The sequence below is a fragment of the Ferdinandcohnia sp. QZ13 genome, from assembly GCF_031324165.1.
Lineage (GTDB): Bacteria > Bacillota > Bacilli > Bacillales > Bacillaceae_L > Ferdinandcohnia.
Map to the genome: position 1 here is coordinate 1696263 of NZ_JAVIVW010000015.1, position 24494 is coordinate 1720756.

General features: G+C 41.1%; 22 protein-coding genes. 2 read left to right on the forward strand and 20 right to left on the reverse strand.

What is annotated here, in order from left to right; translation table 11 throughout:
• Positions 1–18: 18 nt before the first annotated feature.
• Positions 19–888 carry a peptide chain release factor N(5)-glutamine methyltransferase gene (gene prmC / locus RGU12_RS22270; protein WP_309538008.1) on the reverse strand — a complete coding sequence of 290 codons (870 nt, stop codon included), beginning with the start codon at positions 886–888 and terminating at the stop codon, positions 19–21.
• Positions 888–1964, reverse strand: coding sequence for a peptide chain release factor 1 (prfA, locus tag RGU12_RS22275; RefSeq protein ID WP_309538009.1), 1077 nt, complete (start codon positions 1962–1964; stop codon positions 888–890). The genes prmC and prfA overlap by 1 nt, the downstream gene beginning before the upstream one ends.
• A gap of 638 nt (positions 1965–2602) precedes the next feature.
• On the opposite strand from prfA, the gene RGU12_RS22280 reads away from it, so the two are divergent.
• Positions 2603–3118 (forward strand): MerR family transcriptional regulator, encoded by a 516-nt coding sequence (locus tag RGU12_RS22280; protein WP_309538010.1) that lies wholly within the window; start codon positions 2603–2605, stop codon positions 3116–3118.
• Positions 3119–3182: 64 nt separating this feature from the next.
• Here RGU12_RS22280 and RGU12_RS22285 read toward each other — a convergent pair whose 3' ends face one another.
• From RGU12_RS22285 to RGU12_RS22315, 7 genes are all read right to left on the reverse strand, one after another.
• Positions 3183–3803: a thymidine kinase gene (locus RGU12_RS22285; protein WP_309538011.1), complete on the reverse strand. Its 621-nt coding sequence runs from the start codon at positions 3801–3803 to the stop codon at positions 3183–3185.
• A gap of 172 nt (positions 3804–3975) precedes the next feature.
• The gene (gene rpmE, locus RGU12_RS22290) at positions 3976–4176 is read right to left on the reverse strand and encodes a 50S ribosomal protein L31 (protein ID WP_116351985.1); all 201 of its coding nucleotides are present in this window, start codon (positions 4174–4176) and stop codon (positions 3976–3978) included.
• Between the two features lie 211 nt (positions 4177–4387).
• On the reverse strand, positions 4388–5680 hold the full coding sequence (gene rho / locus RGU12_RS22295) for a transcription termination factor Rho (protein WP_116351984.1): 1293 nt from the start codon (positions 5678–5680) through the stop codon (positions 4388–4390).
• A 431-nt stretch (positions 5681–6111) separates the two neighbouring features.
• Positions 6112–7074, reverse strand: coding sequence for a class II fructose-bisphosphatase (gene glpX, locus RGU12_RS22300; protein WP_116351983.1), 963 nt, complete (start codon positions 7072–7074; stop codon positions 6112–6114).
• Between the two features lie 146 nt (positions 7075–7220).
• Entirely contained in the window at positions 7221–8507 is a 1287-nt protein-coding gene (gene murA / locus RGU12_RS22305; protein ID WP_309538012.1) for a UDP-N-acetylglucosamine 1-carboxyvinyltransferase, read from the reverse strand.
• A gap of 821 nt (positions 8508–9328) precedes the next feature.
• On the reverse strand, positions 9329–10186 hold the full coding sequence (locus RGU12_RS22310) for a class II fructose-bisphosphate aldolase (RefSeq protein WP_309538013.1): 858 nt from the start codon (positions 10184–10186) through the stop codon (positions 9329–9331).
• A 339-nt stretch (positions 10187–10525) separates the two neighbouring features.
• Entirely contained in the window at positions 10526–10897 is a 372-nt protein-coding gene (locus tag RGU12_RS22315; RefSeq protein ID WP_116351980.1) for a response regulator, read from the reverse strand.
• A 282-nt stretch (positions 10898–11179) separates the two neighbouring features.
• On the opposite strand from RGU12_RS22315, the gene RGU12_RS22320 reads away from it, so the two are divergent.
• Positions 11180–11713: a DUF2529 domain-containing protein gene (locus RGU12_RS22320; protein ID WP_309538014.1), complete on the forward strand. Its 534-nt coding sequence runs from the start codon at positions 11180–11182 to the stop codon at positions 11711–11713.
• Between the two features lie 43 nt (positions 11714–11756).
• Here the strand turns inward: RGU12_RS22320 and RGU12_RS22325 are convergent, their stop codons facing one another.
• The 11 genes from RGU12_RS22325 to RGU12_RS22375 form a co-directional block, all read right to left on the reverse strand.
• The gene (locus tag RGU12_RS22325; protein ID WP_309538015.1) at positions 11757–12086 is read right to left on the reverse strand and encodes a hypothetical protein; all 330 of its coding nucleotides are present in this window, start codon (positions 12084–12086) and stop codon (positions 11757–11759) included.
• Positions 12079–12606 carry a hypothetical protein gene (locus tag RGU12_RS22330; RefSeq protein WP_309538016.1) on the reverse strand — a complete coding sequence of 176 codons (528 nt, stop codon included), beginning with the start codon at positions 12604–12606 and terminating at the stop codon, positions 12079–12081. Before RGU12_RS22330 ends, RGU12_RS22325 begins: the two co-directional genes overlap by 8 nt.
• 3 nt (positions 12607–12609) lie before the next feature.
• Positions 12610–12810: a helix-turn-helix transcriptional regulator gene (locus RGU12_RS22335; RefSeq protein ID WP_116351976.1), complete on the reverse strand. Its 201-nt coding sequence runs from the start codon at positions 12808–12810 to the stop codon at positions 12610–12612.
• A gap of 154 nt (positions 12811–12964) precedes the next feature.
• Complete coding sequence (gene pyrG, locus RGU12_RS22340) at positions 12965–14572, reverse strand: CTP synthase (protein WP_309538017.1); 1608 nt, start codon at positions 14570–14572, stop codon at positions 12965–12967.
• 285 nt (positions 14573–14857) lie between these two features.
• Entirely contained in the window at positions 14858–15427 is a 570-nt protein-coding gene (rpoE, locus tag RGU12_RS22345) for a DNA-directed RNA polymerase subunit delta (protein WP_309538018.1), read from the reverse strand.
• A 196-nt stretch (positions 15428–15623) separates the two neighbouring features.
• Positions 15624–18884 carry a fused isobutyryl-CoA mutase/GTPase IcmF gene (gene icmF / locus RGU12_RS22350; protein WP_309538019.1) on the reverse strand — a complete coding sequence of 1087 codons (3261 nt, stop codon included), beginning with the start codon at positions 18882–18884 and terminating at the stop codon, positions 15624–15626.
• Positions 18885–18906: 22 nt separating this feature from the next.
• The gene (locus tag RGU12_RS22355; protein ID WP_116351972.1) at positions 18907–19527 is read right to left on the reverse strand and encodes a TetR/AcrR family transcriptional regulator; all 621 of its coding nucleotides are present in this window, start codon (positions 19525–19527) and stop codon (positions 18907–18909) included.
• 52 nt (positions 19528–19579) lie between these two features.
• Positions 19580–20719, reverse strand: coding sequence for an acyl-CoA dehydrogenase (locus RGU12_RS22360; RefSeq protein ID WP_309538020.1), 1140 nt, complete (start codon positions 20717–20719; stop codon positions 19580–19582).
• A gap of 175 nt (positions 20720–20894) precedes the next feature.
• On the reverse strand, positions 20895–22028 hold the full coding sequence (locus RGU12_RS22365) for an acyl-CoA dehydrogenase (protein ID WP_309538021.1): 1134 nt from the start codon (positions 22026–22028) through the stop codon (positions 20895–20897).
• 69 nt (positions 22029–22097) lie between these two features.
• On the reverse strand, positions 22098–22952 hold the full coding sequence (locus tag RGU12_RS22370) for a 3-hydroxybutyryl-CoA dehydrogenase (protein ID WP_309538022.1): 855 nt from the start codon (positions 22950–22952) through the stop codon (positions 22098–22100).
• A gap of 206 nt (positions 22953–23158) precedes the next feature.
• Complete coding sequence (locus tag RGU12_RS22375; protein WP_309538023.1) at positions 23159–24337, reverse strand: acetyl-CoA C-acetyltransferase; 1179 nt, start codon at positions 24335–24337, stop codon at positions 23159–23161.
• Positions 24338–24494 lie beyond the last annotated feature (157 nt).

Genomic DNA, 24494 nt, shown 5'->3' on the forward strand with positions numbered 1-24494 from the left:
CACGTCCCCAAGCCTTTTCTAAAAACCTATTTCCGCAAACACCATTCGGTCTTTGCCGTTGATATCGTTAACGACATCTACGGTTGCCCCAGGAAAAGTATCTCGCAACATGATTGCAACAGACTCACCTTGCCCAATCCCGACTTCAAAGGCTACAATTCCATTTTCTTTCAATACAAGTGGAATTTCCTTCATAAATCTACGATAAAAATCTAGGCCATCCTGACCGCCAACTAACGCCCGGAGTGGTTCATGGTCCTTCACGACTGTAGATAGCGTCTCAATGTCTTCTTCTGGAATGTATGGCGGATTCGAAACGACCACATCGACTGTCATTCCTTCTTCCACTAACGGTGCTAATAAATCACCTTCAAAGAACCTTACGTTCGCCTCTAACCGATCTGCATTTTCTCGGGCAACCTCAATTGAAGCCTTCGCTATATCAACTGTCATTACGTCAAGGTGCTCATTTTCAAGAGCAAGCGTAATCGAAATCGCGCCACTTCCTGTTCCCACATCCACAACCTTAATTCCTTCGGTTGTACCGAATAATCGCTTAATTCTGGCAAGCAATCCTTGAACCAGCTCTTCAGTCTCAGGTCTCGGAATTAAAACTTCCTCATTTACCAAAAATCTACGCCCGTAAAACTCCTCATAGCCTATAATGTGTTGAACCGGAACTCCGCTCACAACCTTATCAACAGCACCCATAAATTTTTCTTTCACTGCATCATCTAGTTCCTCACGTAGTTCACCGAGTAACTTTGCTCTACTCATCCCCAGATAATGACACAACAGCATTTCCGCAATATTTTCGTCCCGACCATTTTCCCGTAAAAAAGAAGAAGCCCATTTGAGGGCTTCGAATATCTTTTGGAATTCCGCCATTATTCGGCTTGCTCCATTTTTCTAGCTTGGTCTTCCATGATTAGTGCATCGATCACTTCATCAAGCTTCCCAGTTAGAATTTGATCAAGCTTTTGTATGGTCAACCCGATGCGGTGGTCAGTTACACGGTTTTGCGGGAAATTGTACGTACGGATACGCTCAGAACGGTCACCTGTTCCTACGGCTTGCTTACGGTTTTGGTCGTATTCCGCTTGTGCTTCTTGTTGGAACTTATCATAAACACGTGCACGCAATACTTTCATTGCTTTTTCCTTATTTTTAATTTGAGATTTCTCATCCTGACAGGAAACCACAGTTCCAGTTGGCAAATGCGTTAAGCGAACCGCCGACATTGTGGTGTTAACACTTTGTCCCCCTGGTCCACTGGATGCAAATGTATCCACACGGATATCTTTTTCATGAATTTCAACTTCAACTTCTTCTGCTTCAGGTAATACCGCAACAGTTGCTGTTGATGTGTGGATACGTCCGCCTGACTCCGTTTCAGGAACACGTTGCACACGATGTGCCCCATTTTCAAATTTCAATTTCGAATAAGCACCTTTTCCGGAAATCATAAAAATGATCTCTTTATATCCACCAACACCTGTTGTGTTGGCATCCATAACTTCAGTCTTCCAACCTTGGTGCTCAGCGAAGCGGCTGTACATGCGGTAAAGGTCACCAGCAAATAACGCAGCCTCATCTCCACCTGCAGCACCGCGTATTTCCATGATAACGTTTTTGTCATCGTTTGGATCCTTCGGCAATAAGAGTACATGAAGACGCTCCTCAAGCTCCTCCATTTGGTCCTCAAGTTCATTAATTTCTTCCTTCACCATTTCACGCATTTCGGCATCGAGCTTTTCTTCAAGCATCGCTTTCGCATCGGTTAACTGTTCCTTAACCTCTTTGTACTCTCTATATTTCTCAACGGTTTCTTGTATATCAGATTGTTCTTTTGAATATTCACGTAGTTTTTTTGTATCACTAACGATATCTGGATCACTTAATAGTTCATTTAATTTTTCATAACGAGCCTCAACAGCCTCTAAACGATCGAACACGCTCTTCACCTCAAAATTTAGTCCATAACAGTATAATTATAGTATAGGGTACCCATATAGGTCAAAGCAAATTACAGTGGGATGAATGTTTGACGATACTCATTCGGAATGATTAAGTTTCTAGACCACCACCCGTTTCCTCATTTTAGGATGTTGGGGGTATTCCAGAGAATCCTTGGACTGTCACCAGTTTCCTTTTTCTGGGATGTTGAGGGCACTCCAGAACCTTTGGACTGCCTCCAGTTTCCTTTTTCTAGGTTGTTGAGGGCACTCCAGAACCCTTGGACTGCCTCCAGTTTCCTTTTTCTGGGATGTTGAGGGCACTCCAGAACCTTTGGACTGCCTCCAGTTTCCTTTTTCTAGGATGTTGAGGGCACTCCAAATGCTCTTGGCAGACCCATTTTCTCTTTTGTTCGAACTCCTCCTTAGATTGTCCCGTTGTACCTTCACCCCAAACTTAATTCCCACAAAATTCGCTGTCGAATAGCTGGTTTTCTGTAGGTTTGCTTCTTTCTTTGACGAAAAGGTACTAGTTTTGTCTACCCGGCAGGATTTTACATTGAATAGGGAGAATCGTACTACTATACAAAGAATCGGTGAACATTGAGGCTTGGAGAAGAAGAGGAAAACTAGGGGGAGTGATTGGTGTGAATACTGCGGAGTTTGCAAAAAAGTTGGGTGTTTCAACTAAAAGCGTCCGGAAGTGGATTAAAAACTTTGAAATACCATGTAAAAAAAATGAATATGGGCACTATGTATTTGAGGAAATCGACCTTCCATTATTCGAAGAGATACGGAATCAAGTGAAATCTGGGGTCCCATTTGATAAAATCAAACTATCACCACCAGAACCTAGGAAGGGGACTGCACGGAAAATGGTACAAGCTTCAGAAAAAACTCTTTCAGATAAATTAAACACGATCATGGAACGGATTAAAGAGAACGAAAGGCGAATCGAGGAAAAAGCAAGTGATGTAGTATCCTACCAGCTACTGCAGCATCGCAAAGAAATCGATGAGCTACAAAAAAGAATGCAGAAAATGGAAGCATACATCGAGCAGCTGGAAAGGGAAAAAGAAGAGCTTCAAAAACAAACAGCCATTACCCTTGAAAAAGTAGAAGGGTCAAGAAAACGTAAAAAAGTACTTGGGTTTCTATTTTAGATCAGGAAGAACAACCTGGTCTTTTTTCATGCACAAATAGCAAAAAGCACCCACTCGGAGCGCTTTATAACTTCATTGTATCCTTTTGTGCAACTGCCTTTAATAGTGGTTTTCCTGGTACTTCATGATGATGGCGGCAACGAGGCTCGTATGACTCAGAAGCACCGACTAAAATTACTGGATCATCATAAGAGGCTGGTTTTCCATTGATTAAACGCTGTGTTCTGCTTGAGGGAGATCCACATACAGAGCAAACAGCCTGTAATTTTGTAACCAACTCAGCTAAAGAAAGTAATTCTGGAACTTTTCCAAACGGTTCACCGCGGAAGTCTTGGTCTAATCCAGCAACGATGACGCGGTGGCCACGGTTTGCAAGAATTTGGACAACTTCTACGATCTCATCATCGAAAAATTGCACTTCGTCGATTGCGACAACATCTGTATCAGCAGATACTTCTTCTAAAATGTCAGCAGAGCTTGCCACTGGAATTGCGACAAAGGATGTCCCATTGTGAGACACAACAGAATTATCACTATATCGATTATCAATTTGAGGCTTAAACACCTGAACAGATTGTCTGGCAAATTCAGTACGACGAACACGTCGAATCAACTCTTCGGATTTTCCTGAAAACATGCTTCCACAAATTACTTCAAGCCAGCCACTTTGCTTCATAATATACATGAAACTTGGTCCTTCCTTTCCTCGGTTGTTACTATTCTTGAGTCAACTATTGACCGTAAGTATGAGGATTATTGATATGAGGTTAAAATAAATGCGAGAAAAATATGTCTAGTAGCACAAAAAACAGGCAAGAAGAAAAAACTTGCCTGTTTTTGGCTTTTCAAAAACGATATTATTTAATACCGTATTTTTTGTTGAATTTATCTACACGTCCACCTGCATCAGCGAATTTTTGACGGCCTGTATAGAATGGGTGACACTCTGAGCATACCTCAACGCGTATCTCCTCTTTTACAGAACCAGATTCAAATTCATTTCCACAAGCACATTTCACCATAACTTTTTTGTAGTTTGGATGAATTCCTGATTTCATTCGTCTCATCTCCTTCCGCCCTGAATCCTTGATCGAAACAGAGTTACGTTTTAGCAAAATGACATAGTTGCATGTACAATTTTGAAAACCTAAAACGCACATGTTGAAATTATAACAAGTGAAGCCATGAATTGCAACTTAATCCTGCTGTTAAAAAACGTTAATTTTTCCAACATGAATTTCAGCGCAGACTCACGTCACCACATACTTCTTATGCCTCAGGTCTACTGCTGCTTCTTCGAGCAATTGCCGCTTTCTTTTCTGCTTCAAGCATTTCAAAGAACTCTGCATTTGTTTTAGTTTGCTTAAGTTTACGTAAAAATTTCTCCGCAAAATCTGGTTGATCTGACATTGCCTTACGGATTGCCCAGATTTTATCGAGGTTTTCTTTTTCGATTAGAAGCTCTTCTTTACGTGTACCAGAGCGACGAATATCGATGGCAGGGAAAATTCGTCTCTCAGCAAGTGAGCGATCCAAGTGGAGCTCCATGTTACCAGTACCCTTGAATTCCTCATAGATGACATCATCCATACGAGAGCCTGTATCAACCAGTGCAGTCGCTAGGATTGTTAAGCTTCCACCCTCTTCGATATTTCTTGCTGCACCGAAGAACCGCTTTGGACGGTGGAATGCTGCAGGGTCTATCCCCCCTGATAGCGTACGCCCACTTGGAGGAATTACAAGGTTATAAGCTCTTGCAAGACGTGTGATACTATCCATTAGAATGATTACGTCACGTTTGTGCTCAACAAGGCGCATCGCTCTTTCAAGCACGAGTTCCGCAACCTTTATATGGTTTTCTGGCACTTCATCGAATGTGGAACTTACCACATCACCTGCTACTGAACGTTCAATATCTGTAACCTCTTCCGGACGCTCATCGATTAATAGAACGATCAATTCAGCCTCTGGATGGTTAGTTGTAATGCTGTTTGCAATTTCCTTTATCAGCATTGTTTTACCAGCCTTCGGAGGCGCCACGATTAGTCCACGCTGACCGAAACCAACTGGTGCTAGAATATCCATAATTCGTGTTGAAATATGGTTTGGCTTTGTCTCTAAGATCACTTGGCGATCTGGATATAGAGGTGTTAAACCTGGAAAGTGAACACGTTCCTTTGCAGATTCTGGGTCATCCCCGTTTACAGCCTCTACGTGTAGAAGACCGTAATAGCGCTCATTTTCTTTTGGAGGACGTACCTTACCTGAAACCTTATCCCCATTTCGTAGGTCAAAACGACGGATTTGGGAGGCTGAAATGTAGATATCCTCTGAGGATGGGGAATAATTGATCGGGCGAAGAAATCCGAATCCTTCTGATTGGATAATCTCAAGGACACCCTCCATAAATAAAAGGCCATCCTGCTCAGCGCGCGCTTTTAAAATCGCAAAAATTAACTCTTTTTTCGTTAATTTGCTGTAGTAGGAAACCTTATATTCACGCGCTAATTCATATAATTCTTTTAGCTTCATGTTTTCCAAGCTTGAAATTGTAATACTCATTCGTACACCACTCTTTGATTTTTAGTTTATTTCGATTTCTCGTAATGCTTTCCAATTGATTCGCTTAACACTTTTTAGCAGATACACCAATTCGCATTTGATTGGTTCATTCTCCATCATATAAAAGCGTTTTCGTACTTTCTCCTCTCAGAAATAAAGAGACACCATGAAACATTTTATATGGATAGATATGGATGGAATGATTTAGAAGCATTTTGAGGATTGCATTGAAGTTTTAACCGCGTTGCGGTTGTGCAAAGGAAATCCCTTGTTTTGAAATTTTTAAGAAGTATAATGACCAGTCTATTCTCCTTTATTTTACCCTATTCTCGTATTTTTAATCAATACCCTTATTTTGATAGAGTTATGACGTTTTCGTGGTAAAGTCCTTGTTTTATAAAGAGAAGCGAGTACAAAGACTCGCCTCTACTCTATTTAATTACTAAATTTGGCTTTTTCTTCAAGCTGTGTCTTCCATCTATGAATCTAACAGTTCCAGATTTTGCTCGCATAACCAGAGAATGAGTGGTTCCGATTGAGCCTTTAAATTGAACACCACGTAAAAGCTCTCCATCTGTGACACCTGTTGCTGCAAAAATGGCATCGTCACCGCTGACTAAGTCTTCCATACGAAGAACCTTTGTAACATCTAGTCCCATCTTTATACAACGGGCAATCTCTTCATCGTTTTGTGGAAGAAGCTTTCCTTGAATTTCTCCACCTAAACACTTCAATGCAACCGCTGACAACACACCTTCGGGAGCACCACCTGAGCCAAATAAAATGTCTACACCAGTATGATCAAAGGCTGTGTTAATCGCACCTGCAACATCACCGTCATTAATTAATTTAATACGAGCTCCTGCTTCACGTAGCTGTGCGATGATATGCTCATGTCTCGGACGATTTAATACAGTTGCCACAACGTCTTCAATATCCTTGTTTTTTGCGTTTGCGACTGCTTTTAGGTTATCGATAATAGGTGCGTTGATATCAATTAACCCGACTGCTTCTGGACCCACTGCAATTTTATCCATATACATGTCTGGAGCATGCAGCAAATTCCCATGATCGGCAACCGCCAAAACAGAAAGCGCATTCCATCCGCCGGAAGCTAAAATATTGGTTCCTTCAAGCGGATCGACTGCAACGTCCACTCTTGGTCCGTAGCCATTCCCAAGCTTTTCACCTATATAAAGCATTGGGGCCTCATCCATTTCTCCTTCTCCGATAACAACTTGTCCCTTCATTGGGATTGTGTCGAATACATCTCTCATCGCGGATGTTGCTGCACCATCTGCTTCGTCTTTTTTACCTCGCCCCATCCAACGAGCTGATGCCAATGCTGCTGCTTCGGTTACACGTACAAGCTCCATTGATAAGCTTCTTTCCATGATCCTTCCCCCTAGCCGGTAGTAGTCTCTTTCTGCCGTATGTTTAACATTCTCATATCATAAAAACGTTTTCTCTCTACTTTTCCTTTTAAGGATACATGAAAACTCCCACTTTTTGTAGTGGGAGTTTATATATTATTACTCGATTATGAATTTTGCAGTTGTTCAATTTCATCTTCTGTTAGGCTTTCTCTCCAAATGGTAGCGCCTAATCCTGTTAGTTTTTCTTCTAAATGGCTATAGCCACGGTCGATGTGCTCTAGTCCTGTAATTTCTGTTACACCTTCTGCCATGAGGCCTGCAACAACAAGTGAAGCACCCGCACGTAAGTCACTTGCTTTCACTTTTGCACCTTGTAGTTGAACAGGTCCAGTGACAATGGCTGAACGACCTTCAACTTTAATTTGTGCATTCATGCGACGTAGCTCGTCGATATGCTTAAATCTTGCGCCATAAATTGTATCTGTGACAACACCTGTTCCACTTGCTTTTGTTAGTAAAGATGTAAAAGGCTGTTGAAGATCAGTTGGGAAACCTGGATACACAAGCGTTTTAATATCAACAGATTTTAAATCTTTATTGCCAGCAACCCAGATTTGATCGTCGCTTGTTTCAACAGTTACACCCATTTCGCGGAACTTGGCAATCAAGGATTCTAAGTGAAGTGGGATCACGTTATCAATTAATACTCCTTCACCCATCGCGGCTCCAATAATCATATATGTACCTGCTTCGATACGGTCTGGAATAATGGTATGGCGGCAACCCTGTAAGGAATCAACGCCATCAATACGGATGACATCTGTTCCGGCACCTTTAATTTTTGCACCCATGCTTGTCAATAATGTCGCAACATCGATAATTTCTGGTTCTTTCGCGGCATTTTCAATGATTGTACGTCCTTTTGCACGCACTGCTGCCAGCATGATATTAATGGTTGCACCAACACTAACAACATCAAGGTATATACGAGCACCTCTTAGCTCGTCTGCACGAAGATAAATTGCACCTTGTTCGTTCGTCACTTTTGCACCTAGTGCTTCAAAGCCCTTAATATGTTGGTCAATTGGTCTTGGACCTAGGTGACAACCACCCGGCAAACCAATTACAGCCTTTTTAAAGCGACCGAGCATCGCACCCATTAAGTAGTAAGAAGCGCGAAGCTTTTTTACTTTTCCGTTCGGTAATGGCATTGACACAATATTAGTTGGGTCAACATAAATTTCTTCTTTAGTTATCTCGACATGGCCCCCGATTTCTTCAAGCAAATCACCTAAAATTTGCACGTCTGAAATATCAGGAAGACCCTCAATTGTAACTGGCGTTTCTGCAAGGATTGTTGCTGGAATGAGGGCAACTGCACTATTCTTCGCCCCACTGATTTTTACAGATCCTTTTAGTGGATAACCGCCTGCTATTTTAAGTTTTTCCATATGTGGCTCCCTTCTAGCGAAGATGACGGTTAGTAAGGGAAACCTCGAATTGCCACGGGTAGACGCTATCCGACGATTACTACTGGATGAAATCTAGCTTGTTAGGCAGTTCTATTCCCTTATTTACCTTAAATAAAACATACGGCACTTCACTCAAGTTGGTATATTTTAACATAAATTTATTGCAGTTTGTACAAGTATTAATTCTATGTTTACACAAAAATATAAAAATCATGTATCATTGTATACCTTTTAACAAAAACAATCAAATAAACCCACTAAAGATATTTCTTTAGGGAAAATTCCATAGGACTTAGGTTATACTTTTTCTTTTTAGTTTTGAGATATCGTTTTACGTGAAGTTTAGTGCAATTGAAGTGAATCTTGTTGAAGGTCTCTACTATCTACGTTGCTACGTTCATCTAGTTTCAAAATGATTGGGTAAAAGACACAAATCAGCTCCTTCCACTTATTTTATGTGTTGATGATCTGTAATTACCCCTAGACTCCCATTTCATCGGCAAGGATTTTTCAAAATCGTCTTGCGCTTTTCTTATTATAACGCAAGAAAACCGCTATTTCCAAATCACGTTATACATAACAGGAAATAAGCGGCTTTTCTATATGGTTTGGAGACAAATCTCCAATCTATTTAATTAGACGTGGAAACTTTATTAAAAGTTTCAGCCTCCGGCGGATGCCACAGATTTTTAGAGGAAATTTTTCGGGCATAAGTTCAAAGACTAAAGACGCCACTTCGTGTGGGCCTTAAATCTGGGCGCAAATTCACCAAGGCACATTTGATTCAATAAAAAGGTTTCTTACGCTCTTCCAGAAGAACCGAATTCACGCATTTTGCCTTTAACAGTTTCACGAATTGCATCGCGAGCAGGTCCTAAGTATTTACGAGGATCATACTCTTCTGGCTTAGCAGCAAGTGTTTCACGAACTGCTTTCGCTGAAGCAATTTGATTTTCTGTATTTACGTTGATTTTAGCTGTTCCAAGAGAAATTGACTTTTGGATGTCTTTTGTAGGAATACCAGTTCCACCGTGAAGTACTAATGGTAAACCAGTTTTGTTTCCAATCTCTTCCATTTCTTTGAAACCAAGGTTTGGTTCACCTTTGTAAGGACCGTGAACTGAACCTAAAGCAGGCGCTAAGCAATCAATGCCAGTACGATTAACAAGCTCAACGCACTCATTTACATCCGCATAGATAACACCCTCAGCTACTACGTCATCTTCTTGTCCACCAACAGTACCAAGCTCAGCTTCTACAGATACTCCGTGGAAGTGTGCAAGTTCGACAACCTTAGAAGTAATCTCAATGTTCTCTTCAAATGGATGATGAGAAGCATCAATCATAACAGATGTGAATCCAGCGTGAATTGCTTTCGCACAATTCTCGAAAGAAGAACCATGATCAAGATGGATTGCAACTGGAACAGTAATGTTAGATTCTTCCATGATTGCTTTAACCATTGCAACTACCACTTTGAATCCACCCATATAACGGCCAGCACCTTCAGAAACACCTAAAATAACTGGTGAATTTTCTTCTTGTGCAGCTTGTAAAATTGCTTGTGTGAACTCTAGATTGTTTAGGTTAAATTGACCTACTGCATACCCTTCTGCTTTTGCTTTTTCAAGCATTTCTTTCATTGAAACCAAAGGCATGTGAATTTCCTCCTTTTGTACCGTTTTTATTGTGTAAAATAAGGATTAGTCCCTATACACATAGAACCACGGCAAAGAAACGCCGGGGTTAATTGTATACCTATTCCAAGAATTTCGTATCACCTAATAGAGTGACCGAAACAAAAACATAATATGTAGACTTAAGATAGAAAATAACAGTCAAAAAGCACACAAAATGCCCTTCGCCTTAAGGAATAGCAACAATACAGTACTAAGCATATCACAAGATTTTGATTTCGCAAGAGACCATTATTTCCCGATTTTACCATGAAGCGTTTTCATATTAATAACAATGCGGTTTTGTATTTTTTGTGATTTTTATTCGGATTTTAATGGGATATTTGCTCTAACCGCTTCACGTAATTCATCAATGTCAAAAGGTTTTGCAAAATGGGTAATTGCTCCCAAATCCTTAGCTTCTTGAATCATATCAAGTTCACCATAAGCTGTCATAATAATGACTCGAATGTCCTTATTGATTTTTTTAAGTCTTTTCAAGATTTCAATCCCGTCCATACCTGGGATTTTCATATCTAGTAACACTAAATCTGGAGAGTGTTTTTGAACGATTTCGATTGCTTGTACTCCATTAGCTGCTTGGAATGTCTTATAACCTTCTTTTTGAAAAACTTCGTTTAACAGTATTCGTATTCCGTATTGGTCATCAACAATTAAGATTTTCTCTGACATTCTTGTAAAAACCCCCCTTAAAATAAATAAAAAATGTAAAATGATTTTTTGTTTTTTACGATCGCTTTGATACGTTCGTTTTTTCGAATATTATTATATCGTTATTCATTTTTAATTCTACCAAAAGTAACAAATTTCCTTCTTTTTACGCAGAAAACTTTTATTTCCAAGACCGAAACAAGATTTGCCAACACAAATCGACATGATTTCTTATTTTTTTCATATAACGTTATAATGAAAATAGTGGAAATGAGTAATACAATAGAAAGGAATTTTACCCGTATGTTAAAAATTTTTACAACCCAACTTCAGGGACATTTTAATCGGATCATGGAACAAGAAGAAATGAATATGGAGGATGGCGCAAGAATCCTTGCCCAGTCTATCATAAGCGAAGGTTCTATTTTCGTTCATGGCTGCGGTGAAATGGCTGCGGTTGAAACAGAAGCTTTATTTGGTGCTGAACCCTTACTTTCGGCTAAGCCTTTGTTTACGAATGATAAAATGAATGAGGTTGAGGGTGTTGACTCTGTTTTATTAATCACACGATTTTCAACAGATAAAGAAGCGATCAAACTCGCGGAAGAACTTCATGACAACGGAATTCAAACGGTGGCGATTTCCGCCATTGTAAAAACAGAGGGTGAACACACTCTGAATGAAGTCGTCGATATCCATATTGATAGTAAGCTAACGAAGCCACTTATTCCAGATGATCTCGGGACCCGCTTCGGTTTCCCCAGCGTGATGACAGCCTTATATGCCTATTTCGGACTAAAATTCACAATCAAAGAAATGGTCGAGGAATTTGATTAGAATGAAAAACTTGCCTACTTGGTGGCAAGTTTTTTTATGGTGGTTATTTGATTTTTCGAAACAGCTTATATTTATATCCATTAAAATCAAACGTTTTTTTACCAGATGCCAATTGTATAGCTTCTGTTACATCTTGACGGGAAAGCTCTAGTGTTTTTTGAAAGGTAACTAGTTCTGCCTTTTCATGATTCATGACGAGATAAAAGGCCTCTCTCTTTTCCAATTGTTTTACAGCTGAGTCAAACGAAAATAAACCCTCTAATAAAAAATTTAATACTTTTCCACCATTACTGCGCACTTCACTTTGAAGCAATTCGAATATCTCATCATTTTCCTGAGCAATTTGCATGATTTTTTCATCAAATTTATTCATGGTTGTCCTCCAACTCATCCAGTTTTCGGTTGTATCTTCTTATATTGAACTCCTCCCATACGTAGGAAATAGCAAAAAACACAACTAGGGAGATTACAAATTCAAGGGACAAAGTCACAATAATATTTGAGACTTCACTCAATTGAGGGAACAAAGATAAGTGTTGCCAATCTTTTTCGATAAAGAAGGTTGTAATGATTGTGAGAACCAACACAACAATAGCAAAGCCCAATGAATCCAAAAAATAATATTTTTTTCTTTTTGATTGAGACTTTTTACTTAATCCGGTATCGATTAAATTACCTGAAATCGTTTTAGGAATTGTTAAGCTTTCATCACGACGTGCAAACCATGCAATGGATGCTGGTATCATAACTATGAACACTAACTCCCAAGTAATGCTGGATATATCCTTCGTGCTCACATACTTCCAAATAGCGAAACCAAAAAGAGATAAGTACACAATGCCTAAAGTAATCGCCAATCCCTTTGCAATCTGATGCTGACTTCTTTCATCCATCTCTTATTCCTCCTCATATTGGAATATCTCTTCTATCCGAACATCAAAAACCTGAGCAATGTCCCATGCTAATTTTAGTGAAGGACTGTAGTTTCCACGTTCGAGATGCCCAATCGTTTCCCTTCTAACACCTACCTTATCTGCCAATGTCTGTTGATTCATGTTATGTTTTGCACGAAATTCCTTTAGTTTTGTCTTTAACAAATAGCGACACCCTCCTCCCTGTCAAAATGTTATATATTTCTCACATTATGTTATAAATATATAACATAATTGTTTTATCGTCAAATGATATACCATTTATAAAAAAAGAAAATGGCGAGTGTGCATTCCACTCGCCATTTCTTATATTCCCTTATTACATTTTCTCTGCGCTTGTTAATGATGCTCGAATAAATTCTCTAAACAATGGTTGTGGACGGTTTGGTCGTGATTTAAATTCTGGATGGAATTGTGAAGCCACGAACCATGGGTGGTCTTTCAACTCGATAATTTCAACAAGACGTCCGTCTGGGCTTGTTCCCGAGAAGACAAATCCAGCAGCTTCCATTGCTTGACGATAATGATTGTTAAATTCATAACGGTGGCGGTGACGCTCATACACCACTTCATCATTATATGCCTCGTATGCCTTAGTCCCTTCTTCAATTTTACAAGGGAAAAGTCCTAGACGAAGCGTTCCACCTAAATCTTCAACATCCTTTTGTTCAGGTAATAAGTCGATAACTGGATGTGGAGTATCTGGGTCAAGCTCTGCAGAATGTGCTCCTTCTAAACCAAGTACATTGCGGGCAAACTCAACAGAAGCTAATTGCATGCCAAGACATATGCCTAGTAATGGCGTTTTTGTTTCTCTAGCATATTTCAGTGCCGAAATTTTGCCATCTACGCCACGGTCGCCAAATCCACCAGGCACGAGAATTCCATCTGCACCAGCAAGAAACTCAGCTACATTTTCATCTGTGACTTCTTCAGAATTCACCCAGTTGATATTGATATCTGAGTCAAATGCATAACCAGCATGCTTTAATGCTTCTGCTACAGAAAGATACGCATCCTGAAGTTCTACATATTTTCCAACCAACGCAATGTTTGTTGTTTTTGTAAGGTTTGTCACTTTCTCAACAAGCTGGACCCAATCTGTCATGTCTGCTTCCTTGCAATCTAGTTGAAGATGCTCGCATGCGATTTGATCAATGCCTTGCTCTTGAAGAGACAACGGAATTGAATACAGAGTTTCCGCATCACGGCTCTCAAAAACAGCTCTTGAATCAATGTCACAGAATAACGCAATTTTATCTTTCATATCTTCTGAAATCGGCATTTCTGTACGGAGAACAATGATGTTTGGCTGAATTCCTAGGCTACGAAGTTCTTTTACGCTGTGCTGGGTTGGTTTTGTTTTCATTTCCCCGGCAGCTTTAATGTATGGAACAAGTGTACAATGCACATACATGACATTGCGGGAGCCCACGTCACTTTTGATTTGACGAACAGCTTCTAGGAAAGGTAAAGACTCGATATCTCCAACCGTACCACCAATCTCAGTTATGACGACATCTGCATTTGTTTCATGGCCAGCACGGATTACTCTGTCCTTGATTTCATTTGTGATGTGCGGAATAACTTGAACGGTTGCACCTAAATAATCACCACGACGTTCTTTCTTTAAGACAGTTGAATAGATTTTACCTGTCGTTACATTGCTATATTTGTTTAGGTTAATGTCGATAAAACGCTCATAGTGTCCTAAATCAAGGTCTGTTTCAGCGCCGTCATCGGTAACGAACACTTCACCATGCTGGTATGGACTCATTGTTCCTGGGTCCACGTTAATGTATGGATCGAATTTTTGAATCGTTACATTCAATCCTCGGTTTTTCAATAAACGGCCTAAAGATGCGGCAACAATCCCTTTTCCAAGGGACGATACAACCCCACCTGTTACAAAAATATATTTTGTCATCTTTCTTTTTTCCCCCAATCATGTAATTAGTTAAAGTTTGCTCAAATTTATGAAATTGTATAAAGGAATCTTTCTTAATGCGGGGGTATGTCTTTTTTCACTTACGTACCTTTTTACCTTATAAAAATAAAAAAGCTCCTCTTACAATAAGTAAGGGAGCGAAACTTGTAATATGGTTTCGTAGATACTCTTTTTTTAGAGCCCAAAAAGTATTCTACCGAGTTAAGATTGAAAAGTCAATATGAAGTTTAAGTGGAATTTAGTTACCAATGATCTCTCTAGACGTTAGTCTTCGTCCTCTTCCGCTAGTTCTTCATCTTCTTCATCTAACTCATATTCTTCATCATCGAGAAGTTCTTCCTCATCGTCGAAATCTTCGTCTTCCTCATCGTCAATGTCATCGAAGTCGTCATCTTCATCTTCGTCTTCGTCGTCAATGTCTACCAAATCTTCGTCTTCTTCATCATAATCTTCATCGAAATCAAGATCATCTTCATCAAGGTCATCGAAGTCGATAAGATCGTCATCTTCGTCCTTCTTCTTCTTGCCCTTTTTCTTCTTCTTCGGCTTTTCAGTATGAGTAACCTCTTCATCGATTTGCTCATACGGATACCATGTACGAAGTCCCCAGCGGTTATCACCTAATGTAATAAAACGACCATCGATATTGATATCTGTATAAAACTGAGAAATTCTTGCGTGAAGCTCTTCTTCAGAAAGCTCTAATACTTTTGCTACCTCGTCAACTAGCTCGGTAAATGCGATTGCATCTTTTCTCCCTAAGAAAATCTCATACGCTACTTCAAGCATTGACATTTCTTTTATTTGCTCTGGTGAGTATTGATCTAGACTCATCAAGGCACTCCCTTTCTATGTATGTAACTACAAACCTTGGTAAAAAACTAGAGTATAATGTTTAACCATGAACTACAATAAAAATAAGTTCTGTAAAATACATATCATTCATTATAAACAAAATCAACCACTTTATGCCAGTCAATACATTTTTTAAGGCTGAGTCAACCTTTTTTGACCCAGCCTCGATAATATTCTACATATTTCTACGGTATTGTCCACCCACTTCATAAAGGGCCTGTGTGATTTGTCCAAGACTTGCAACCTGTACCGTTTCCATTAATTCCGCAAAAATATTACCATTATTAACTGCAACCTGTTTTAATTTCTTCAATGCTTCTTCTACTTTATCCTTATTTTGATCCTGAAATTCTTTTAAATTTTTTATCTGAAGTTCTTTCTCTTCCTTTGTTGCGCGAGCAAGCTCGATATTGTTTAATTCCTCTTCTGTTGGTGGGTTAGGGTTAAGGTATGTGTTCACCCCAATAATCGGAAGCTCTCCCGTATGCTTTTTCATTTCATAATACATCGACTCATCTTGAATTTTTCCGCGCTGATACTGAGTTTCCATCGCACCAAGAACTCCGCCGCGGTCATTTAGTCGGTCGAATTCCTGTAGCACTGCTTCCTCAACTAAATCCGTTAACTCCTCAATGATGAATGATCCTTGTAACGGATTTTCATTTTTCGTTAAGCCATGCTCTTTCGTAATAATCATTTGAATCGCCATTGCCCGTCTGACAGATTCCTCAGTCGGTGTGGTAATCGCCTCATCATACGCGTTCGTATGGAGGGAATTACAGTTATCATGAAGTGCCATAAGCGCCTGTAAAGTCGTACGGATATCATTAAAGTCAATTTCTTGAGCATGCAAGGAGCGACCTGATGTTTGCACATGATATTTTAATTTTTGACTGCGTTCATTTGCCCCATACTTCTCTCTCATAACAGTTGCCCAAATGCGGCGTGCCACGCGGCCAATAACCGTATACTCCGGGTCCAAACCGTTACTAAAGAAGAAGGACAGGTTTGGCGCAAAATCATCAATCTTCATGCCACGGCTGAGGTAGTACTCCACATACGTAAACCCGTTTGATAATGTAAAAGCAAGCTGAGAAATGGGATTCGCACCCGCTTCAGCAATATGGTAGCCCGAAATCGAAACGGAATAATAGTTACGCACTTTGTTTTCAATGAAATACTCTTGAATATCCCCCATCATTCTAAGTGCAAATTCCGTTGAAAAAATACAAGTATTTTGACCTTGGTCTTCTTTTAAAATATCTGCCTGAACAGTTCCGCGAACTGTTTGTAAAGTTTTTGCGCGTACCTCTTGGAATTCGTCCACTGTTAACATGCGACCAAGCTCATGCTCTCGCTTTTCCACCTGCTGGTGAATCGCTGTATTCATAAACATCGCCAGAATAATTGGCGCTGGGCCATTGATTGTCATTGAAACTGATGTTGAAGGTGCACATAGGTCAAAGCCTTTGTATAGCTTTTTCATATCATCAAGCGTACAAACGTTGACTCCACTTTCGCCAACCTTTCCATAAATATCAGGGCGATATGCAGGGTCTTCTCCATACAATGTAACAGAGTCAAATGCCGTACTTAATCGTTTCGCATCATCATCCTTGGATAAATAGTGGAATCGGCGGTTAGTTCGTTCAGGAGTTCCTTCCCCAGCAAACTGACGCTTCGGATCTTCCCCTTCACGCTTGAACGGAAATACCCCAGCCGTATATGGGAATGCCCCCGGCACATTTTCTTTATATACCCACCGTAAAATTTCCCCAAAGTCCTTAAAGCCTGGTAGAGAAATTTTAGGAATCGATAAACCAGATAGGCTCTTTGTCTTGAGAATCGTAACGATTTCCCGATCGCGGATTTTCGTAATGAACTTGTCGCCTTTGTAGGTTTCTTTTGTCGCTCCCCAGTTTGCTAGGATCTTTTTCGATTCATCCGAAAGCTTTGATTCATATTGAGCTTTTAAGTTTTCAAGGGTTGTCACGACTTCGGTGTTTCCAAGCTCCTTCACACTTTCAATGGTGCCGCTAATTTGGAATAGCTTACGCGCAATTTCGACCTGCTCTGCTGCTTTTTTATGGTAATTTCGAACCGTATCTGAAATCTCACGCAAATAATAACGGCGGTCATTTGGGATAATCACATTTTGTTTTTGAACATCTGCTGTTTTTTCAAAGGACGTTTTCCAATCCGTGCCCATTTTTTCGTTAATTGTAGCAACTAAATTTGCAAAAAGGGCGTTCGTTCCCGGATCATTAAATTGACTTGCAATCGTTCCGAACACCGGCATCGCTTCATAGTCTTTTTCAAATAAAAGATGGCTGCGCTGATACTGTTTTTGCACCTGTCGCTTTGCATCCTCTGATCCCTTGCGCTCAAATTTATTAATAACAATGAGGTCGGCATAGTCAATCATATCGATTTTTTCAAGCTGTGAAGGTGCACCAAATTCACTTGTCATGACATACATCGAGATGTCACAGACCTCAGTAATCTCAGCATCTCCTTGCCCAATTCCACTCGTTTCAACGATGATTAAGTCAAAGCCTGCTGCTTTTACAACTGCGATGGCGTCCTTAATCGCAAGTGATAACTCTGATTTTGATCCCCGCGTTGCAAGGCTTCGCATATAGACTCTTGGGTTAAAAATCGCATTCATCCGGATTCGGTCACCGAGTAAGGCCCCGCCCGTTTTTTGCTTTGTTGGGTCAACGGACAGAATTGCTACCTTTTTGTCCTCCATTTCATTAATAAAACGACGAATTAATTCGTCCGTAAGTGAGCTCTTTCCAGCTCCCCCTGTGCCTGTAATCCCCACAACGGGGACCTTTTTCTCTAGGTCTTTTATTTTTTGAATGATGGTTTCTGCGGCTGCCGCTGTCTCGGCTGTGTTTCCAATGTGATTTTCAGCAATCGTAATGAGCTTTGCGATTGTTTTGTAATCCCCTGTTTGAAGTAACTCAAGCTCATCTGTTAGCTCCGTACTTGTTGGATAATCGCATTCTTGTAGCATTTTGTTGATCATCCCTTGAAGTCCCATCACACGGCCGTCCTCAGGTGAAAAAATACCGGCAATTCCGTATTCATGAAGCTCCTTGACTTCACGAGGAATGATAACACCGCCACCACCGCCATAAATGCGGATATGAGAGGCTCCCCGCTCCTTAAGAAGATCATACATGTATTTAAAATATTCCACATGACCACCTTGATAAGAGGAAATTGCAATGCCTTGTGCATCCTCCTGAATGGCTGCATTGACCACTTCCTCCACAGAACGGTTATGCCCAAGGTGAATGACCTCGGCTCCACTTGCCTGCAGGATGCGGCGCATAATATTAATCGAAGCATCATGCCCATCAAACAAACTTGAAGCCGTCACAAACCGTACATGATGCTTGGGACGATATACTTCTACCGTACTCATTTACTTCTCCCCCTAACCCCTTTTATTTTTCAATCCCCTTTAATAAAAGCTCTGTTTGCATTTCAATGTATTCTTCAAGTGTAAAAAGCTTGCGCATTGCCCAGCGGCGAAAGCCCCACATCTGACCAAGCACGAAAATATTATGGGCTACAAGCTCGACCTGCTTCTTTGGCAATTGAAGTTCCCCTTTTGCAATACAGTCCTCAATTGCTTTTTCAAACATGCCGACCATTTCTACTTCCTTGTTTAGCACATATGGCAGCGCGTCCTTCGAAAGAGACTTGGCCTCCTGATAGAGGACAAGAACTTCGTCTTGCATCTCATCCATGACGAGGAAGTAATTACGAATCGCCAGTTTCAAGCTTTCGATACTACCTTCCTTCGTGTTAATCGCTTGCTGGAGTCGTTCTTGAACCTGGTCATAGATACTATCTACAACCAAATAGAGTACATCCTCTTTTTTTCGAATATATTCATACAGCGTACCGATGCTAAAACCGGCAGCTTTTGCAATCTCCCGTGTTGTGGAGCGATGAAACCCTTTTTCCTTAAAAAGCGTCACTGCTCCTTTAATCATCTGGTCTCGCCGTTTCTTAATCAGCCGTTCATCCTTTACCGAGGCCGGCACATCATTCCTACGCATTTTTCCACCCCCTGCTCTACTTCTGCTACACGGGACCTGTCCCCGCGTCCCACTATTTTGTTAACATTCTAGAGATTACTAGGCGTTGAATTTCTTGAGTACCTTCGTAAATTTGGGTGATTTTTGCATCACGCATATAACGCTCCACCGGATAATCCTTTGTATACCCATAGCCACCAAAGATTTGGACTGCGTCTGTTGTGACCTTCATGGCAGTGTCTCCAGCGAATAATTTCGACATCGCGGATTCCTTACCATATGGAAGCCCCTCTGATTCTAGCCATGCCGCTTGATAGGTTAAGAGACGTGCTGCCTCAACACTAGTTGCCATATCCGCAAGCTTAAAACCAACCCCTTGTTGAGCAGCAATTGGTTTGCCGAACTGAACACGTTCCTTCGCATACTCTGTTGCCGCATCAAGTGCTCCTTGAGCAATTCCGACTGCTTGTGCGGCAATTCCGTTTCGACCACCGTCAAGCGTCATCATCGCAATTTTAAAGCCTTCTCCCTCTTCGCCAAGTAGGTTTTCCTTAGGTACACGGCATTCTTCAAAAATAATTTCAGTTGTCGGTGATGAACGAATTCCCATCTTCTTTTCTTTTTTCCCAACAGAGAAGCCAGGGAAGTCACTCTCGATAATAAACGCGCTTGTTCCTTTATGTTTAGAGGATGGGTCTGTCAGCGCAAATACTACATATATATCGGCAATCCCACCGTTAGTGATGAAGATTTTAGAACCATTTAACACATAATGGTCACCTTCTAATCTCGCAGATGTTCTCATTCCACCTGCATCTGAACCTGAGCCGGGCTCTGTTAGACCATAAGCGCCAATTTTTTCACCTTGTGCCATTGGTCGTAAATATTTTTGCTTTTGCTCCTCACTACCAAACTTGTAAATGGGCCATCCTGCAAGTGATGTATGAGCAGAAAGAGTGACACCTGTTGATGCACAAACTCTTGAAAGTTCCTCGACAGCGATACAATATGCTAAATAGTCACTGCCAATGCCACCATATTCCTCTGGCCACGGAATCCCCGTTAAGCCAAGCTCTGCCATTTTATCGAAAATTTCACGATCAAAGCGCTCCTCTTCATCGCGCTCTGCCGCAGTTGGTGCCACCTCATTTTTGGCAAAATCACGAACCATTTTCCGAATCATTTCATGCTCTTCTGATAATTTAAAGTACATAGCTGGTACCTCCACTTTTATAGAATGTTAGTTTTTGTGATGAATTGCGTGTTCCTAGTAATTGTTTTTCGACCCGGGCGGGAATTGCAGTATCCGAAGCACGAATTGCGCGTTACTGACCATGAATTGCGTTATCCCGATCCAGAATTACGCTTTATCAAATTTTCATGAATAATTACAAATGCTTACTAATCACAATTCTTTGAATCTCGCTGGTGCCCTCATAAATCTCTGTGATTTTTGCATCTCGGAAGAATCGCTCAACTGGATAATCCTTCGTATAGCCATAGCCGCCATAGACCTGAATCGCCTCTGTAGTAACTTCCATCGCGGTTTTAGATGCAAACAGCTTCGCCATCGAGGATTCTTTAGCACATGGTATACCTTGCTCCTGTAAAAATGCTGCACGATAGACAAGTAGTCTTGCAGCTTCCACTGCCGTCGCAATATCCGATAGCTTAAAGCCAACACCTTGTAAAGCGGCAATTGGTTTACCGAATTGATAACGACTCTTCGAATATTCCACGGCGTGTTCTAAGGCTGCCTCCGCAATTCCTAGTGCCTGAGCCGCGATGCCGATTCGACCAATACTTAGATTCGCCATTGCGACCTTAAAGCCCTCACTTTCAACACCTAGAACATTTTCTACTGGCACCCTAACATCCTCTAATGTAATTTGTAGGGTCCGAGAACCATTGAGCCCCATTTTATGTTCATCTTTCCCAAACACAAAGCCCGGGGTATTTTTTTCAACAATAAACGCTGTGATTCCCTTGCTACCAGTTTCGGTAGGGTTTGTGCGGGCAAACACTATATATACATCCGCTTCTCCACCATTTGTGACGAACACCTTTGAGCCATTTAGCACATAATGGTCTCCCTGCTTCACAGCCCTTGTTTTTAAGCTGGCGGCATCTGAGCCAGCGCTCGGTTCGGTGAGACAAAATGCCCCAAGATACTCCCCGCTAGCGAGTTTTGGAATGTATTTTTGCTTTTGCTCGTCAGTTCCGAAATATAAAATCGGGTGTGTACCAACTGAGGTATGAACGGATAAAATAACCCCAATTGTCGCGCTCACTTTAGATAGTTCATTAATCGCAATAATGTAGGATGTAAAATCCATCCCGGCGCCTCCATATTTTTCGGGGGTTGTAATTCCCATTAGGCCAAGGGACCCCATTTTAGAAACAATTTCTCGTGGAAACTCGCCATTTTCCATGCGTTCTATAAATGGTGTGATTTCTTCTTTCGCAAAATCACGGACCATTTTTCGCATCATTGTTTGTTCTTCTGTAAAATGAAAATTCATGCTGCTTCCCTCCAGTGTGGGATCTTGATGATGTGGGTAGTTTGTAAGAGTTGTCACTCAAATTCACCCCTATCCTTCATATGTGTAGAAACCTCGACCTGATTTTTTACCTAACCAACCTGCTTTAACGTATTTGCGGAGCAATGGACACGGTCTATATTTGTCATCACCAAAGCCTTCATGGAGGGTCTCCATAATATATAGACAAGTATCAAGTCCGATAAAATCAGCTAAAGTTAATGGTCCCATCGGATGGTTCATGCCAAGCTTCATGACTTCGTCAATTGCTTCTTTTGTGGCGACACCTTCATAAAGGGTATAAATGGCTTCATTGATCATCGGCATTAAAATGCGGTTTGACACAAATCCCGGAAAGTCATTCACTTCAACTGGAACCTTGTTTAACGTTTTTGTCATGTCTTCAATGACTTGATATACTTCATCGGCTGTTGCTAAGCCGCGGATAATTTCAACTAATTTCATAACTGGAACTGGATTCATAAAATGCATGCCAATTACTTTCTCTGGACGTTTTGTTGCAGCCGCAATTTCTGTAATTGGAAGAGAGGAAGTATTTGTTGCTAAAATAGCGTTCTGAGGTGCAATTTCATCTAGTTGTGAGAAAAGCTTTGTTTTGATGTCCATGTTTTCAACGGCCGCCTCGATGACTAGGTCAACATCAGATGCATTTTGTAAGTCAAGAGAAGGGGTGAGTCTTCCTAATGTTGCAGCCTTGTCTTCTTCGTTCATTCGACCTTTATCCACTTGCCGGGTAAGGTTTTTTGTTATCGTCGAAAAGCCGCGATCTAGGTACTCCTGCTTTAAATCGTGTAGCTTCACGTCATAGCCTGCCATTGCACAAACCTGCGCAATCCCTGAACCCATTTGCCCAGCACCAATAACCATTACCTTTTGTACTTTCATCTAACATACCTCCTATTAATCAAATGCGCCTTGGCGTATTTGCGCCCAGATTTTATTCGAGCTTGCTCGAAAAATTCCCTCTAAAAATCTGAGGCATCCGCCGGAGGCTTTAACTTTTTCAGCCAGGTTTTAAGTCACTACTTAATTGATTACTTATTTACACCTATCCCGTCACTTAAAGAAGTAGGACCCTCTGCTGAATAAAGTTATACGTGAACCATAATCGCGTCGCCCTGGCCTCCACCACTGCAGATGGCTGCAATTCCGATGCCACCGCCACGACGTTTTAATTCATGGATTAGTGTAATGATAATTCTTGCTCCACTTGCCCCGATTGGATGACCAAGCGCTACTGCTCCTCCGTTAACGTTCACTTTTTCAGGATCAAGATTGGCAATTCTTCCACTAGTTAACGCTACTGCAGCAAAGGCTTCATTGATTTCAAACAAATCAATTTCATCAACGGATTTTCCTGTTTTCTTTAGTAGTTCATTGATGACGAGTCCCGGCGTCTTTGGAAAATCTCTTGCTTCAACGGAGATTGCAGCATGGGCAAGTATCGTTGCAAGAGGCTCTTTTCCTTCTTGCTTTGCCCGCTCCTCACTCATCAGAACAAGGGCCGCTGCACCATCATTCACGCCAGGAGCATTTCCAGCTGTGATTGTGCCGTCTGCATTAAACACAGACTTTAGCTTTGCTAATTTTTCAAGTGTGGTGTCTGCACGCGGTGCCTCATCTTTGTCAACAAGTGTAACTGTACCTTTGCGCCCTTTTACTTCTACCGCTACAATTTCATCTGCAAACTTACCTGACTCTATCGCCGCAACCGCACGCTGGTGACTACGAAGTGCCCACTCGTCCTGTTCCTCGCGTGATATGTGGAGCTCTGATGCTACCTCATTTCCATAGGTACCCATGTGAACACCTTGGAAACTGCATGTTAAGCCATCATGAACCATTAAGTCCTTTAAGCTTGCATCTCCCATTCTTAGTCCGAAGCGTGCTTTCGATAAAAAGTATGGCGCATTACTCATGGATTCCATGCCACCTGCCACAATTACATCTTCGTCACCAACACGAATGATTTGATCAGCGAGTGTGACACTGCGAAGTCCTGATGCACACACTTTATTTATGGTTTCTGTTTTTACTTCCCAAGGAATTCCTGCGTTTCGTGCTGCCTGACGGGAAGGAATTTGGCCTTGACCACCTTGTAAAACCGTTCCAAAGATCACTTCATCCACATTTTCGCCTTCGATACCTGCTCTCAGCAGCGCTTCCTTAATGGCAATTCCACCAAGCTCAGATGCTGTTAACGAACTCAGACTTCCTCCTAATTTTCCAAATGGAGTACGAACACCGCTTACAATAACTGTTTTCCCCATGCTCCAACCTCCTACATTTTTATTCAAACACGCAAATCAGAAACCGCTTACATTTTTTCGACTGAACGCTCGCTCAACCTTGTCTGAAAGAGGGAGGCGTACGAATGTACACCTCTCTCGCTTCTCCTATACTATTAAAAAATTATTGGAAGTTTCC

Coding starts and splice junctions, on each gene's coding strand:
- rpmE (WP_116351985.1), bottom strand. CDS start 4,176: ATGAAATCAGGAATTCATCCAAACTACAAAAAAGTTATGGTGAAATGT.
- RGU12_RS22370 (WP_309538022.1), bottom strand. CDS start 22,952: ATGAAAGTACAAAAGGTAATGGTTATTGGTGCTGGGCAAATGGGTTCA.
- RGU12_RS22325 (WP_309538015.1), bottom strand. CDS start 12,086: ATGAATAAATTTGATGAAAAAATCATGCAAATTGCTCAGGAAAATGAT.
- RGU12_RS22320 (WP_309538014.1), top strand. CDS start 11,180: ATGTTAAAAATTTTTACAACCCAACTTCAGGGACATTTTAATCGGATC.
- RGU12_RS22375 (WP_309538023.1), bottom strand. CDS start 24,337: ATGGGGAAAACAGTTATTGTAAGCGGTGTTCGTACTCCATTTGGAAAA.
- rpoE (WP_309538018.1), bottom strand. CDS start 15,427: ATGAGTCTAGATCAATACTCACCAGAGCAAATAAAAGAAATGTCAATG.
- icmF (WP_309538019.1), bottom strand. CDS start 18,884: ATGAGTACGGTAGAAGTATATCGTCCCAAGCATCATGTACGGTTTGTG.
- prmC (WP_309538008.1), bottom strand. CDS start 888: ATGGCGGAATTCCAAAAGATATTCGAAGCCCTCAAATGGGCTTCTTCT.
- RGU12_RS22365 (WP_309538021.1), bottom strand. CDS start 22,028: ATGAATTTTCATTTTACAGAAGAACAAACAATGATGCGAAAAATGGTC.
- RGU12_RS22355 (WP_116351972.1), bottom strand. CDS start 19,527: ATGCGTAGGAATGATGTGCCGGCCTCGGTAAAGGATGAACGGCTGATT.
- RGU12_RS22330 (WP_309538016.1), bottom strand. CDS start 12,606: ATGGATGAAAGAAGTCAGCATCAGATTGCAAAGGGATTGGCGATTACT.
- RGU12_RS22285 (WP_309538011.1), bottom strand. CDS start 3,803: ATGTATATTATGAAGCAAAGTGGCTGGCTTGAAGTAATTTGTGGAAGC.
- murA (WP_309538012.1), bottom strand. CDS start 8,507: ATGGAAAAACTTAAAATAGCAGGCGGTTATCCACTAAAAGGATCTGTA.
- glpX (WP_116351983.1), bottom strand. CDS start 7,074: ATGGAAAGAAGCTTATCAATGGAGCTTGTACGTGTAACCGAAGCAGCA.
- RGU12_RS22310 (WP_309538013.1), bottom strand. CDS start 10,186: ATGCCTTTGGTTTCAATGAAAGAAATGCTTGAAAAAGCAAAAGCAGAA.
- pyrG (WP_309538017.1), bottom strand. CDS start 14,572: ATGACAAAATATATTTTTGTAACAGGTGGGGTTGTATCGTCCCTTGGA.
- RGU12_RS22315 (WP_116351980.1), bottom strand. CDS start 10,897: ATGTCAGAGAAAATCTTAATTGTTGATGACCAATACGGAATACGAATA.
- RGU12_RS22360 (WP_309538020.1), bottom strand. CDS start 20,719: ATGTACTTTAAATTATCAGAAGAGCATGAAATGATTCGGAAAATGGTT.
- rho (WP_116351984.1), bottom strand. CDS start 5,680: ATGAGTATTACAATTTCAAGCTTGGAAAACATGAAGCTAAAAGAATTA.